This is a genomic window from Dyella psychrodurans (assembly GCF_003363265.1).
Lineage (GTDB): Bacteria > Pseudomonadota > Gammaproteobacteria > Xanthomonadales > Rhodanobacteraceae > Dyella_B > Dyella_B psychrodurans.
Genome location: NZ_QRBF01000001.1, coordinates 257743 through 271539 on the forward strand (window position 1 = coordinate 257743; position 13797 = coordinate 271539).

Annotated in this window: 11 protein-coding genes and 1 tRNA gene; 7 read left to right on the plus strand and 5 right to left on the minus strand. The window is 64.6% G+C overall.

Translation table 11 applies throughout. The features are described from left to right. Position 1 precedes the first annotated feature (1 nt). Together mobF and DWU99_RS01300 are read left to right on the plus strand one after the other, a co-directional pair. Positions 2–3661 carry a MobF family relaxase gene (gene mobF / locus DWU99_RS01295; protein WP_115476194.1) on the plus strand — a complete coding sequence of 1220 codons (3660 nt, stop codon included), beginning with the start codon at positions 2–4 and terminating at the stop codon, positions 3659–3661. 116 nt (positions 3662–3777) lie between these two features. Next, a complete protein-coding gene (locus DWU99_RS01300; RefSeq protein WP_115476195.1) occupies positions 3778–4527 on the plus strand; it encodes a hypothetical protein in 750 nt (249 codons plus the stop codon). 72 nt (positions 4528–4599) lie between these two features. Here DWU99_RS01300 and DWU99_RS01305 read toward each other — a convergent pair whose 3' ends face one another. Then, a complete protein-coding gene (locus tag DWU99_RS01305) occupies positions 4600–5043 on the minus strand; it encodes a GIY-YIG nuclease family protein (protein WP_115476196.1) in 444 nt (147 codons plus the stop codon). Between the two features lie 56 nt (positions 5044–5099). Beyond that, a complete protein-coding gene (locus DWU99_RS01310; protein ID WP_158543200.1) occupies positions 5100–6380 on the minus strand; it encodes a YadA-like family protein in 1281 nt (426 codons plus the stop codon). A 349-nt stretch (positions 6381–6729) separates the two neighbouring features. Between DWU99_RS01310 and DWU99_RS01315 the strand changes: the two genes are divergently transcribed. Continuing rightward, entirely contained in the window at positions 6730–7470 is a 741-nt protein-coding gene (locus tag DWU99_RS01315; RefSeq protein WP_158543201.1) for an ankyrin repeat domain-containing protein, read from the plus strand. 7 nt (positions 7471–7477) lie between these two features. Here DWU99_RS01315 and DWU99_RS01320 read toward each other — a convergent pair whose 3' ends face one another. Together DWU99_RS01320 and DWU99_RS01325 are read right to left on the minus strand one after the other, a co-directional pair. Then, complete coding sequence (locus DWU99_RS01320) at positions 7478–7939, minus strand: hypothetical protein (RefSeq protein WP_115476199.1); 462 nt, start codon at positions 7937–7939, stop codon at positions 7478–7480. A 159-nt stretch (positions 7940–8098) separates the two neighbouring features. Beyond that, positions 8099–8175, minus strand: a tRNA-Pro gene (locus tag DWU99_RS01325). A gap of 162 nt (positions 8176–8337) precedes the next feature. Between DWU99_RS01325 and hisS the strand changes: the two genes are divergently transcribed. Together hisS and DWU99_RS01335 are read left to right on the plus strand one after the other, a co-directional pair. Continuing rightward, positions 8338–9711, plus strand: a complete 1374-nt coding sequence (gene hisS / locus DWU99_RS01330; RefSeq protein ID WP_115477130.1) for a histidine--tRNA ligase — start codon at positions 8338–8340, stop codon at positions 9709–9711. A gap of 195 nt (positions 9712–9906) precedes the next feature. Next, entirely contained in the window at positions 9907–11802 is a 1896-nt protein-coding gene (locus tag DWU99_RS01335) for an HAL/PAL/TAL family ammonia-lyase (RefSeq protein ID WP_115476200.1), read from the plus strand. A 6-nt stretch (positions 11803–11808) separates the two neighbouring features. On the opposite strand, the gene DWU99_RS01340 is transcribed toward DWU99_RS01335, so the two are convergent. Then, positions 11809–12384 (minus strand): DUF998 domain-containing protein, encoded by a 576-nt coding sequence (locus DWU99_RS01340; protein WP_158543202.1) that lies wholly within the window; start codon positions 12382–12384, stop codon positions 11809–11811. A 183-nt stretch (positions 12385–12567) separates the two neighbouring features. On the opposite strand from DWU99_RS01340, the gene DWU99_RS01345 reads away from it, so the two are divergent. Together DWU99_RS01345 and hisG are read left to right on the plus strand one after the other, a co-directional pair. Beyond that, positions 12568–12903 carry a YerC/YecD family TrpR-related protein gene (locus tag DWU99_RS01345; protein ID WP_115476202.1) on the plus strand — a complete coding sequence of 112 codons (336 nt, stop codon included), beginning with the start codon at positions 12568–12570 and terminating at the stop codon, positions 12901–12903. Continuing rightward, positions 12900–13793 (plus strand): ATP phosphoribosyltransferase, encoded by an 894-nt coding sequence (gene hisG, locus DWU99_RS01350; RefSeq protein ID WP_115476203.1) that lies wholly within the window; start codon positions 12900–12902, stop codon positions 13791–13793. The genes DWU99_RS01345 and hisG overlap by 4 nt, the downstream gene beginning before the upstream one ends. The last annotated feature ends 4 nt before the right edge of the window (positions 13794–13797 follow it).

The following is a 13797-nucleotide window of genomic DNA, read 5'->3' on the forward strand; positions in this document are numbered from 1 at the left end:
CATGAACAACGTCACCAAACTGACCATGCGCGGCGGGTCCACCTCGGCGACGATCGAGTATCTGCGCGCCACTGAGTATTACAACGACGCCAAGGGTCAACGTCAGGACCTCATGGAATGGGGTGGCTCCTGGGCGCAGCAACTGGTTCTCGCCGGCACCCAGGTGGGGCGCGATGCGATGGACCGCCTGGCCGAGGGCTACCACCCCACCAAAACGGGGGCCAACGGCTCGAAGATTCCTCTGTGCCGCAACGCTGGCGCGAAGCCCAAGAAAATCACCAAGTTCGACCGTAGGACGGGGATCCCGCGCACTGTGGAGGAGGGCGGCCACGTCATCGGATACGACGTCACCCTCTCCGCCCCGAAGGACATCGGCCTGGCGTTCATGGCCGCCAACGAGGAGGAGCGCGCCGCCATTTTGGACGTGCAGAAGGTCGCCAACCGCGAGGCGATGGCTTACTACGAAAACCTGGTGGAGACACGCCGCGGCAAGGCCGGCAAGGACGTGTCATCGGTGGAGGCGCTGATCTGGTCCAGCCACCTGCACTTGGCGGCCCGGCCCTCCGCCGAGGGCATGATTGCCGCAAGCCTTCACACGCACAACCTCGTCTACGGTGTGGCGCTGGGGCGCGATGGGAAATCCGGCACCTTCGACTCGATGGAACTCTTCGAGCACCGGCGGGCGTCGGACGCGATCTACAAAAACGCTCTGTACGCCGGGATGCGCGCGCTCGGCTACCACCTGGAGCAGACCGAAGAAACGGACATCAACGGGCACCCCACGGGCCGGAAGGACACCCGCCTGGCCGGTTTTTCCGACGCGATGATCGAATACTTCTCCGCGCGTCAGGGCGAGATCCTCGAGTACATGGAGGAGCACGGCGTCAGCAAGCAAGTGGCGTGGAGCCAGACGCGGCAGGCCAAGCAAGAGCCGGGCTACGACGAACTCTCCGCGCTGTGGGTCGGCTACATGGACACCTATATCGCCGAGCACGCCGACGAGCAGCGTCCCACGACCGCGTTTCTCAAAGCGCAGGCCGACACCTTGATCGATCCGGCCGCAACGCAAACGGTGATCGATCGCTTGCACGAGAGCGAGGCGCTGCTCGAGCGGCACGACATTTTCGCCGCGCTGGCCGAAGAAACCATGGGCCGCGTGTCGTTGGAGGATCTTCAATCCGCCACCGATGCGGCGACCGCAACGATGGTGGCCGTGGCCCCGCACGCCATCCACGCCGACGACGCCGGAATCTCGCTGGCCCGCCGGCACACCGAGAACCGCTACGCAGCGCCGTGGATGATCAGCCAGGAGAAGGAGGTCCAGGAGTACGCGCGACGACGCCAATCCGAGGATACACGTCTCTCTCCTGACTACGTCACGAAGGTGATCGCCGACTTCGAGCGCCGCAAGGGCTTCACTCTCTCCGAGGAGCAGCGCGGCGGCGTCATGCATGTGTGCTGCACGGTCAATGGGATCGGGGCCATCTCGGGTTATGCCGGTAGCGGCAAGACCTGTGTGTCCGAGTGCTTCGTCGAAGCCTACCGCGGCATGGGGTATGAGGTCTTCGGCTGCGCCCCGTCGAACGCCGCGGCGAAAAAACTCCAACTCGAAGCCGGCATCCCATGCTTTTCGGTCGCGCACATCGTGCACGAAATGGAAAAGGGTCGCTGGGAAGGCGTGATGTGTCCCACCGGTCGCAAGTCGCTCATCATCATGGACGAGGCCGGTATGGTCGACACCGCCGACACCCGCAAACTTTTGGTCCTCACGGATCGCATGGCGAAAAAGCCGGTCCTACTGGTCCAAGGAGACTGCCGCCAAATTCAGCCCGTTGGGGCTGGCAGCGGGATGGCCCTGATCGAGGACGTCACCGGCGATGTGAAACTCACCGAGATTCGCCGGCAGAAGGGCGCGACCGACGAGGAAACAGCCGCGCGCCGTGAGTTGGCCGGCCTCTACTACGAGCAGAAACTCGACGCCGATGGCCACGTCATTGGCCTCGATGACAACCGCGATGTGAAGTCCCGGGCCCAGCAGCGCGCTAAGGGCGAGCGCATCACCGCCGCGCTCGACGCGCTCGGGATGCTCGAGGTGTACACCACCAAACAGGAGGCCATGGTCGCAGCGGTGCGTGCGTGGGCTGAGGATCCTGCGCCGCGCAACAACAAACTGCTGATCACCCACAAGAACGTCGACGTGGACGCGATGAACACAGCGGCACGCTCCGCGCTCAAGGCCAGTGGCGCCCTGGGCGCCCAAGACCACGCCATCAAAGTTCTCCTGGGACGTCGCGGCATGGCCGTGCGCCCTTTCGCTGTCGGCGAGGCCATCAAGTTCTCGAAAAAGTCCCAGAAACTGGGCGTGGTGAACAACTCCACCGGCACCATCACCCGAATCAGCACCTCGCGTGACGGCACCATCGACCTCACGGTCCGCGTGAACGGTCTCGGTCCCAAGGATCCCGACCGCACCATCACGTTCAACACGACCAACGACTATCGTGCGTTCACCCACTCCTACTGTCGGTCCATCCATGATGTGCAGGGGCAGGGGGCGCCGTTCGTCTACCACGTGGCCGACGCCGGCATGCTGGACAACCAATCGGCTCTGGTGGCGATGACGCGCCTGACCTCCGGCGATTACCGCATGTACGGCGACAGCAACCTGATGGACTCGCTGCAGGACCGCCTCGGCATCGATCGATTGAAGGAGACGGCCCTCCTCGCCAAGGGCGGTGCCATCCGTCCGGCCACATCAGAGCCCCAGCGCCCCAGCGATCCCAACGCCCCCACGCAACGCCCCGAGGCGGCGGCCTCCACCCACCCGCAGGGACAGGGCCCCTCAGCCGCCCTCGAGCACGGCGCTCCGCGCCGGGATGGAAGCACGTCGAACAACGGCCCAGGGGGCGGCCCACAGGCTGACCCGACCCACCGCACGCCCCCTGTTCACGAAGGCACTCTCGTCGCGCACGGGCGCGCGCCGTATCAGTTCCAAGAGAACGGAAATGGCTCGTATTACGTCACGATTCGCGACGGGCAGGGGCACGAGCAGACCCTTTGGGGGAAGGACTTGGAGCGTGCGATCAATGGGCACGTCCATGGGGACGTCGTTCGTGTGCAGCGTTCTGGGAAGGATGAGAGCGTGACGATTCGAGAGCCTGTTCGGAGCGATGATGGGAACGTCATCGATTTCGAGGAGCGTCGTGCGCAGCGTCGTGGGTGGACCGTGCAAGCGATTCCTTCCGAACAAACTCCATCCGATATCGTGTACGTCGCCAGTCCGTCGAACGATGTGAGCAACGAAACTCCTGCGAGCACCAACGACGAACCGATGAGCGTGATGGCGCGCATGCTCTACGGAGACGATGCGCCTGTTCGTTCGAAGCGCCAAGCACCAGCCTCATCTCAGCGCCCCGACGGGGCGGGTCCCGACCAGGCGCCCGCCGGCGCCGACGAGCGTCGCACACCCGACACCGCCTCCCCATCCAACGCCGTCGCTGCGGACGCATCTCCCGCGTCGGCTGGGGAGGAGCAGCGGACCCGACGCGCCCGGGATCGTGCGGCACGCGCCGCCACGGCGCACCGCACCGATCGGACGCCGTCGCACGACGACACGCCGCCGACGCAGCAGCGCGGCCGCGACCAAGGTCAACGCCGTTGAGCGGTGCATCGGGCCCCTGAATCGGCCCTGATAGCCGAATAGTGCGAAACCGGCTAATCGGTTGTCGATCGTGGGATCATGGGATGCCCGCCAGGGGCGTCACCACGGGGAATCCCATGCACCGCACCATCATCCGCGTCCTCGGAGCCGCGCTTGTGCTCGCGTTCTGCGGCACCGCCTCCGCGCAGGACCAGCCCGCGCCGTCGAGCAGCGCCCACACCACCTTCGGCGGTTGGCTTCACGCCGTGGGATCCCACGCCGCCCAGGTCGGCAAGCAGATCGTCGGTGGGCACGGCGTATCGAATGCAGGAGCCCCCGGGGCGGGCGGTGGCCCGCTCTACCAGCCCGAAAACGGCGCCGGCTCCTTCCGCGGCCTCTTCGCTTCGCAAAGCCACGACCTGGCCAAACAAGGCCGACTCCAATGGCCGCGCGCCGCGCTCACGTTCGAGACGTACGGCGTGCACCAGGACTGCTGGACCGTGCGGGCCACCATCTGGACGAACGCCACGACATCGACCGTGGAGACCTTCCAAACGTGCCTCGACGCGCCGCTGACCCACACCGACGACACGGGGCAAGCGACGACCACCACGCGGAATGTGGCCTTCTTCTCCAAACTGCTGAACGCACAGGTCATGTACGGGCGGCCGACCACGGGTGCGCTGCGCACCACCGGCCCCAACCCGCCGCGATCGCTATTCAACGTCGACGTACCGACCGACCTCTACGAGCGGGTCAACCAGGCGGTGATCAACGCCGCTTGGGTGTCGGGGTTCTACGGCCAATCGGATGAAGCGTACACATCCATCTTCTACGACGACCGCCTGTGGATCGCCGGATTCAACCCCCAGGGCAACCGCGGCTGACCGTTGGCCCACATCGGGGCCCAAGCGCTGCGTCAACAGGGGCGTCAGAGGCGGCCGGTGCCCCGATCGCGCTCAGAACGGCCACCACCAACGCCGCTTGCGGGGCACCGGCGGCTCGGGCTGATTCAATCGTCGGCCGCGTTTGAGCGCGCCGGAAAACCCCCACCACAACCGCCACGCCAGACGGGTCCGGCGTGGAGTCATCTGCCGGTGCACGTGCCGGATGACGATCCCAGGGGGCAGGCCGTACACGCCCCAGCCCCACCATGCGGCCGCTTGCCGATAGCCGTGCTCCCAGTCCTCGGCTTCCGCTTGTGTGCCGCGCATGGAACCCAGAACGACCATGTGGAATGGGCGTCGCCCCCAGCCCTTGCTGCAATGCTCAGCGAACCGTCGATCGGGATCCACCGACTGACCGATGTAGACGAAACGGCGCACGTCATGAAACACAAGCGCATAGAGAAATCGCTCGCGGCGGTGGTACTTCTGCGAGCGATTCCAATGCGGCGCATCCATGTCGGCCTCCCACAGCAACGGCCCCGGCGATCACACCGGGGCCGAAGCGTCATGCGTTACCAGCCGTAGCCGATGCCGACCCCAATGGAGCGCTCGCTGCCGGCGATCGCGCCCTGGATGGACCAGGAAATGGCCTTGCTTTCAGAGATGTGGCGGTAGCCCACAGCGATGCCGTTGTGCCCGCCCGACAGGCCCAAGCCTACCGCGAAGGAGTTGGGCATCTCGCGGAAGTTCGAGGCCATCGATGCGGAGGCCGCGCTGGCCGCCATGACGCGGGAGATGCGATCGTTCAACCCCGACACCGCTTGATCCGTGTACGCCTTCGCCCAGTTTTCGGACTGGCGCACCGCGCCGAACAACTGCGCGCCGTTCACCGCATCGGTCGATGTCGCGTTGACGGCGCCCGGGGCCACGTTGGTGATCGTGGTGCCGTTCGCGCCTTGCAGCGTCACGGTGGAGTCGGTGCTGTCGTCGTAGTGCACCGCGTTCGGATCCGTGCTCGACACCGGCCCCGTAGGTCCGGTCGAGGTGGTGCCGTCCAGCCCGTAGAGGAAGTTGAGTGCCGCGCCGACGTTGTTGAAGGAGTGCGACCCGAACGAGTAGTTCGGGTTGACGATGGCCCCTGAGTTCATGCCGGCGCCGCCGCCGAAGATGCCCAGCGCGCCGTTCAACTGCGAGACGTTCACCGCATCGTTGGGGGCGACGCCCGCGGCGACGTTGGTGATGCGTGTGGTGAAGCCGAGCCCCGCGTTGCCGACCGACAGTGTGTCGGCTTGATTGCACGCGGCGAGTGTGCCGATGGCCGAGCATCCGTTGTCGGCCGATGCGTTGGCTCCGACCGCGAGACCACCACCGGTGCCAACTTGTGCGCCGGTCCCGATGCCAATGCCGCCGACCCCTTGCACGTTCACGCCCTGGCCCAACAAGATCGTGTTCGCGGCGTTGGTCGTGGACCCGGTGCCAATGAGGACGCTGTTGGCGCCGGTGTTGTTGTTGCCCGATCCCATCACCACCGCGCCTGAGGCCGACACGGTGTTGTTGTTGCCGAACACGCTGGCGCCGGCCAAGCCGTTCGTTTGCGTGCCGCCCCCGTTGACGTTGTTGTACACGCCGAACACGGAGTCGTCGAAGCCATTGCCTGTGGAGTTCGCGCCCACGACCGTGGACTGGAATCCATTCGCGGCGGCGCCGTTGCCAATAGCCGTGGCCGCGGTGCCCGGTGCGGTCGCGCCACCGGCCGCGTACGCGTTGGTGCCCAGCGTCTGCGCCAAGAGCGCGGTGGGGGAGAGCAGCGCCAGCAAACCGGCGCACACAAGGGATCGACGCAACACGTTCATGGGGAGGTTCCGGATGGGGTGATCCATCCAGCCAACCAGATTCCGGCCGTCCGTCAAGGCTTGCGGTGGGGACCCCATGTGGTGGCGTGGTTCCAAAAGGGAAACCCCCGCCTTTCGGCGGGGGTTTCAGGGACGGCGCAGCACCACGGCACACCCCAAACGTCCGGGAACCAGTCGGACGAGGACCCACTGCTGCGCCGTCTCAACTTCACCGTACCAGGCTTGGGCGGCCCCGCAAGACGGGAGGGTTCCGATGGACCACATGCGGGCCCTTCGGCTTCATTCCCAACCGGCTGGCCTTTGGCCTGATCCGCGGTATGTGTGGTCCGATCCCCGCCGGAGTCCGACGATGCCCACTCTGCCCACCTCATTCGGCGATGCCCTGCGGTGGGCCGCGCACCAGGGCCACGCCGACATCCTTGGCGTGCTGCTGGCCACCAGCGACGGCCGGCGCGCGATTGACGAGACCGACCACCTGGGCCGCACCGCGCTGTTGATCGCCGCCGAGCGCGGCCAGGCCGCCGCGATGCGAACGCTCATTGACCACTGGGCAGACCCCAACATTGCCGACCTGGTCGGGCGGACTCCTGAGCACATCCTCCGCGGGCACCTGATCCAGGTGCAGCCGGACCAGGAGGAGGCGCAAGCCGAACTGGGGGCCCTGATCGCCGCCACCCCGGCGGACAACGCCGAAACCTCAACCGCCGGCGAACGAGTCCGATACCTTATTAATAGGGGCGCTCTGCCGGGTCGGTGGCAAGCGCGCGGCGGAACCTGCCTGCACGAGGCCGTGGCCCGGGGACAGCGCTCGATCGTCCGGGCGCTCTTGGAGCACCCCGACAGCATCCAGACGTCCCTGAAACAAGACCGGTTCGACCGTTCCCCACTGCTCCTGGCCGTTGAGGTGCACGCGACCGACGAACTCCTCGACGACCTGATGTTCCGGGGCGGGGCGCACACCCAACTGGCCGATGCGGTGGCCGCGGCCACCACCCTCGGGGCGCCGGCGCGGGCGGCGCGGCTGCAGCGGATTCTGGAGCGCGATCAGGCCGAGGAGCGGCGGATGGCGATCGAACTGATGGACGTGTGAGCGGGACTCACATGATCGGCCCGCGTTTTCGCGGGTGATCGGAGGTCAGGTCCGCAACACCCTGGAGTATGGCGGCCTCGTCGAGGCTGACGAGCACGCTCACTTCCGCCAAAATATCCCGCAGGACGACCCGACTACGCTCCATCCACTTCAACATGCGCGGACCAATGTTGGTCATGCGCGATCGGCGGCCGACCGGGACCAGCGCGGGCGGAAGGACAGGGCGATCATCGGGGCGGCTTCGATCGTCGAGGGCGCGCGCCAACGCGTCGATCGGTACCAGCCACCGCTTCTCCCCTTTGCCTTTTCGGATGCCGGGGATCAGCGTTCCGGCGTCGAGTTTTTCCCGGATCGATTCGACCCGTTTCTTGGTGGCGGCGGCGTCGCCATGAATCGCTTGCGCGATCTCTTTGGGCGTGAGGGCGACGCGACCGGGAAAGCGCTCGCGGAGGATGTCCAACGTGCTCATGGGACCAGTGTAACAGCGGGTGTTGGGGACACGGCCGGGGACACAAGAGGTGGATTTGAGGGCAAAACCGGGCGTTTCGGTGCGTTTGGCCGGTCCGGGCTCCGGGCACAAAAAACCCCGAAAAACGGCTGTTTTTCGGGGTTCTTTGGGTCTTTCGATTGGTCGGGGTGACATGATTCGAACATGCGACTTCTACGTCCCGAACGTAGCGCTCTACCAGGCTGAGCTACACCCCGTGGGAGCCGCGTATCTTATCGGGCTGGCGCGACCTTGGCAACAGGTCGGGGGCCGTCGAGAGCGGGCATTCATGCTTGCCGATGGGTAAGGCGGAGGGGTGCATCTGTTACGCTATGCGGCTGCCGTCGCACGGCATTTTTCTTTTGTCAGCAGAGGATTCCATGGCGCTTACCCCGGCCCGCACCATGCCCGGCGTGCTCGAGCTGCTTCCGCTCGACCAGGTTGCTTTCCAGCGCATGCTCGACGTGATTCGTCGCAATTATGAGCGCTTCGGTTTCCTGCCGGTGGAGACGCCGGTGATCGAGTACTCGGACGTGCTTTTGACCAAGACGGGCGGCGAGACCGAGCGTCAGGTGTATTTCGTGCAGTCGACCGGCGCGCTGGAGCAGGGCGAAAAGCCGGAACTGGCCTTGCGCTTCGACCTCACCGTGCCGCTTGCCCGCTACGTGGCCGAGCATGAGCACGATCTCAGCTTTCCGTTCCGTCGCTATCAGATGCAGCGCGTCTATCGCGGCGAGCGCGCGCAGCGCGGCCGTTTCCGCGAGTTCTACCAGTGCGACATCGATGTGATCGGCAAGGACAGTCTGTCGATCCGCTACGACGCCGAACTGCCGGCGGTGATCTACAGCGTGTTCCGCGAGCTGAACATCGGCGCGTTCACCATTCAGCTCAACAACCGCAAGCTGATGCGCGGTTACTTCGAAAGCCTGGGCGTGACCGATCCGGAACAGCAGACGCTGGTGCTGCGCGAAGTGGACAAGCTGGACAAGCGCGGCGCCGACTACGTGCGCGAGACGCTGACCGGCGAAGGTTTTGGTCTGAGCGCGCAAGCGGCACAGAAAATTCTCGATGTCGTGCAGGTCCGCTCGACCTCGCTGCAGGATGCGCTCGACAAGCTCGATGCGCTGGGCGTGGGCCCTGAGGCGATGGAGCAAGGTCGCGCCGAACTCAAGGAAGTTCTGAACTTGATCCATGCGTTTGGTGTGCCTGAAAGCCACTACGCACTCAATCTCTCGATCGCGCGCGGCCTGGATTACTACACGGGCACTGTGTACGAAACGACGCTTAACGATCACCCGCAGATCGGTTCGATCTGTTCCGGCGGTCGCTACGAAAACCTTGCGGGCCAGTACACCAAGTCGCACCTGCCGGGCGTGGGTATCTCGATCGGTCTCACGCGCCTCTACTGGCAATTGCGCGATGCGGGCCTGATCAATACGGCGCACAGTACGGTGGACGTGCTTGTCACGCAGATGGATGCCGCGCAAATGCCGGCCTATCTCGAACTGGCCGGCGAATTGCGCGCGGCGGGCATTGCCACCGAAATGGTGCTGGAAGGCGGCAAGCTCGGCAAGCAGTTCAAGTACGCCGACCGTGCCGGCATTCGCTTTGTGATCGTGCTGGGCGAAGACGAGCTTGCGAAGGGTGTGGTGACGGTCAAAGATCTGCGCCGCGAAGATCAGTTCGAAGTTGCGCGTGGAGAACTGATCAAGACTTTGCGCGTCGAACTGGCGCAGGCCGAAATCGGAACGTAATCGGCGAACAAAGGTTGTGGTGTCGAATGGCTTCGCGCACTCGCCATTTCAACCTGTTTCGGATTAACGCTCCAAGACACCAGGCAGCAAACATGGATGGTCGGCTGCATCTATAACTCATAGTGGACGCGTTGACGAGATCCCCATCGGCAGCGCCATCAAAAACACACTTGCCCGTTAGGGCGCGGAGTACGCATGACCGCCAATTCGATCCTGCTGGATGGCAATAGCCTCAGCCGTCAACAACTCGTCGCCGTTGCTCGTCATGGTCACGGAGTTCGGCTTGATCCTTCGCAGCTGACGCGCGTCAAGCGTGCGGCCGATTTTCTGGCGGAGAAGGTGAGTTGCGGCGAACCGACCTACGGCGTCACCACCGGCTTCGGCAGCAACGCCGACAAGTTGCTGGGCGCCTATCGTCTGCGCGATGAATTGCCCGGCGGCAATCCGCACAAGCCGGAAGGCACGCTGATGGAAGAGCTTCAGCACAACCTGATCACCACGCACGCGGTTTGCGTGGGCAAGCCGTTTTCCGCCGAAGTCGTGCGCGCGATGCTGGTCATCCGCATCAATACGCTGATGCGCGGACACTCGGGCATCCGTGTGGAGACGCTCGAAGCGCTTACCGCACTGCTCAATCACGATGTGATTCCGGTGGTGCCGGAGAAAGGCTCGGTCGGCGCGAGCGGCGACCTGGCGCCGCTGTCGCATCTGGCGATCGTGCTGCTCGGCGGCGGCGAGGCGTTTTACAAGGGCGAGCGTTTATCGGGCGCCGAGGCGCTGAAGCGTGCTGGCCTTGTGCCGATCCGTTTGTCGTTCAAGGAAGGCCTGGCGCTCAACAACGGCACCGCGCAGATGCTGGCCACGGCGGCACTGGCGCTCGATACGCTGGAATACCTGCTCGATGTCGCCGATCTCGCCGCATCGATGACGCTCGATGCCTTCGCGGGCCGTAGCGGTGCCTTGCGCGCCGACGTGCATGCCTTGCGCCCGCATCCCGGGCAGGTGCAGGCGGCCGACCATGTTCGTGAACTGCTGCAAGGTTCGACGCTGGTCGATATTCCGTATCACCTGGTACCGCGCTTCCGCCAATGGAGCGCTGAAGCGTGGAGCACGCCACAGGATCAGGCGCTCAGCTTCGACATCGGCTGGGATTGGGTGCCCGCCAATCAGCGCCATGGCCGCGAAACGTTCTATAGCCGATTCCTGCCGTTCAAGGGCGGCAAGAAGCACCAGCCGCAGGATGCCTACTGTTTGCGCTGCATGCCGCAGGTACACGGCGCGGTGCGCGATGCCTGGGCGCAAGCCTGCCGCGTTATCGACATCGAACTGAATGCGGTGACCGACAATCCGTTGATCTTCCCGGACAACACCGACGCCCAGTACATCGAGGAGCAGGTGATTTCCGCCGGCCATTTCCACGGCATGCCACTGGCGCTGGCCATGAGTTACGTGAAGGCGGCCATTCCGGTGCTGGCGTCGATCTCCGAGCGTCGCCTCAACAAGCTGGTCGATCCGGCTACCAACGATGGTCTGCCGGCCTTCCTGACCGGCAACGAGGACGGCACGGATTCCGGCTTCATGATCGTGCAGTACACCGCGGCGGCGCTGGTGAACGACCTGGCCACGCGCGCGCATCCGGCCAGTGTCTATTCCGTGCCGACGAGTGCGAATGCCGAAGACCACGTCTCGATGGGCGCCAACGAAGCGCGCCACGTGCTGGAGATGACCGAAGACCTGAGCCATGTGCTGGCGCTGGAGCTCTACACCGCCGCCCAGGCGCTGGATTATCGCCAGGAAATGCTCAACGCGGCGCGCCGCCTTGCCGCACGTGGTGATTGGCAGGCGCTGGCATCCAAGGTCGCGAACGCGCCGCGCGAAGACAATCCGCACTACGCGCAGTTCGTCGAGGAAGTGAAGCAGTTGACGGCTGCACTGGCCGAAGTCGGCGATTTCCATGCAGGCGGCGCGGTGCGCAAGGCGCACGACACGCTACGCGGGAAGATTCGCTTCATGCATCGCGACCGCGCGATGGATGGCGATGTGCACACCGTGTGCGAACTGGTGCAGAAGCGCGCGTTCGCCAACGCGTGAGAAGAGTCAGGCTGGTCGGGCGGCGCGCATGATGTGCCGTGCGGCCCAACCCAGCCAAAGCAAGATCAGCACGATGGCCAGCTTTTCCCAGAATCCGTTGGGAAGCCCTGGCACCAATACCTGAAACCACAGGACCAAGGTGGCCAGCCAGGCAAGCAGGATGCCTGAGTGGCCGCCTTTTTTCATGCGCGGATCGCGCAGCCAGCGGCTCGACAGCAGCAGCATGCCGAAGCTGAGCCACAGAAACGTCGCGGGTGCGGAAACCTGATGAATCGTGCGGGCCAGTTCGTAGAACTTCGTGCGCCTGAACAACTCCGTGACTGCCACCACGGGTAGCGCCACGCCCGCCGCCGCGAACAAGGCTGCGGCAAGTCCGCTGCGTAATTCGACTGTCGTGGCGCTATAGCCCGCCCAGGCGAAGCCGAGCAGGGCGATCGACATCAAGTCATAGGCCACGTGTACGTAAACGCAGCCCGGGCCGTATAGATAGGTGCTCAAGGGAGTCCTGATCCAGTCCAGATCGGTGCGCCAGAACTGGGCCGCAGTGCAGACGCCGATGAAGACGAGGACGGCGAAAAGCATCAGGCCCGCCAGTGTGCGGATAGCCGGGGATTTGCTCGTAGGGTTCATGATCCTGATGGGGCTGATGGGTGGGGCTTTCCAAGGCCTTGCTTTGATTCGAAATTGTACGGGGTGAATGCGGGCTTGCCGAGACCGGCCCCGTCGCGTATCATGCGTTCCATCGTATTAATGCATTAGTACATTATGAAACGTCGATCGATCGACCCGGAAACCCCGGACGAGTCCGCCAAGCTCAGTCTGTGCCGCGCATTGCTCTCCATGAAAAACGTGGATGAGATGGATGCATTTCTCAACGACCTCTGCACGCCCGCCGAGTTGGAAGTGCTGATCGATCGCTGGCGTGTGGTGCCGTACCTGCTTGAAGGCGTCTCCTATCGCGAGATCCACGAACGCACCGCGGTCAGCATCACCACCATCGGTCGTGTGGCGCGCTATTTGAACCAGGGTAGCGGCGGCTATCTCGCGGCCGGGGCGCGCGCCGCGCGCAGTCGCGCAGCGGCGAAAAGGGCACGCGCATGAAACCGCGGGACCGCTTGCGCATCGCCATGCAAAAGTCGGGGCGTTTGACCGAGCCGGCGCTGGAGCTCCTGAACCGTTGCGGGCTCACGTTTCGCCAGAGTCGCGACAAGCTGTTTTGTTTCGGGGAGGGCGAGCCCGTCGATCTGCTGCTGGTTCGCGATGACGATATTCCCGGCCTCATTGCACAAGGCGTATGCGATCTCGGCATCGTCGGCCGCAATGTGCTGAATGAATTCAAAGGCACGGCGACGGATGGTGCGGCAGCGCTGACAGAGTGGCGTCCGCTGGGTTTCGGTCGCTGTCGTCTGTCCATTGCCGTGCCGCAGGAAATGAATTACGCCCAGCCGCACGATTTGAATGGCATGCGTATCGCGACGTCGTATCCGGCGTTGCTCAATGGATGGCTCAAAGCGCAGGAGGTGGATGCCGCTGTGGTAACGCTGGCGGGTTCGGTGGAAATCGCGCCAAAGCTGGGTACCGCCGATGTCATCTGCGACCTGGTGCAAAGCGGGGGCACGCTGGTCGCCAATCAGTTGCGCGAAACCGAAGTACTGCTGCAAAGCGAGGCAGTGCTCGCCGGACCCGAAGCGCTGCCCACGGACGAGCGCGGCGACATGATCGAGTTGCTGCTCAAGCGGCTCGATGGCGTGATCCAGGTGCGTGAGTCGCGCCTGCTGCTTCTGCAGACCTCGCGCACGTCGCTCGACGCCGTGACGCGGCTGTTGCCGGGCGGTCCGCAGCCCACGCTGCTGCCGGTCGCCGGACAACCCGACCAGCTGATGCTGCAGGCATTGTGCGCCGGCGAAGTGAGCTGGCGGCAGCTGGAAGAAATCAAGAAAGCCGGGGCTCGCGAAATGTTCGTGCTGCCGGTCGAAAAGATGCTTGCGTAAGAGT

Excerpts from the sequence above, each read along its gene's own strand:
- mobF (WP_115476194.1), top strand. The coding sequence starts at position 2 with ATGAACAACGTCACCAAACTGACCATGCGCGGCGGGTCCACCTCGGCG.
- DWU99_RS01300 (WP_115476195.1), top strand. The coding sequence starts at position 3,778 with ATGCACCGCACCATCATCCGCGTCCTCGGAGCCGCGCTTGTGCTCGCG.
- DWU99_RS01305 (WP_115476196.1), bottom strand. The coding sequence starts at position 5,043 with ATGGATGCGCCGCATTGGAATCGCTCGCAGAAGTACCACCGCCGCGAG.
- DWU99_RS01310 (WP_158543200.1), bottom strand. The coding sequence starts at position 6,380 with ATGAACGTGTTGCGTCGATCCCTTGTGTGCGCCGGTTTGCTGGCGCTG.
- DWU99_RS01315 (WP_158543201.1), top strand. The coding sequence starts at position 6,730 with ATGCCCACTCTGCCCACCTCATTCGGCGATGCCCTGCGGTGGGCCGCG.
- DWU99_RS01320 (WP_115476199.1), bottom strand. The coding sequence starts at position 7,939 with ATGAGCACGTTGGACATCCTCCGCGAGCGCTTTCCCGGTCGCGTCGCC.
- hisS (WP_115477130.1), top strand. The coding sequence starts at position 8,338 with ATGGCGCTTACCCCGGCCCGCACCATGCCCGGCGTGCTCGAGCTGCTT.
- DWU99_RS01335 (WP_115476200.1), top strand. The coding sequence starts at position 9,907 with ATGACCGCCAATTCGATCCTGCTGGATGGCAATAGCCTCAGCCGTCAA.
- DWU99_RS01340 (WP_158543202.1), bottom strand. The coding sequence starts at position 12,384 with ATGCTTTTCGCCGTCCTCGTCTTCATCGGCGTCTGCACTGCGGCCCAG.
- DWU99_RS01345 (WP_115476202.1), top strand. The coding sequence starts at position 12,568 with ATGAAACGTCGATCGATCGACCCGGAAACCCCGGACGAGTCCGCCAAG.
- hisG (WP_115476203.1), top strand. The coding sequence starts at position 12,900 with ATGAAACCGCGGGACCGCTTGCGCATCGCCATGCAAAAGTCGGGGCGT.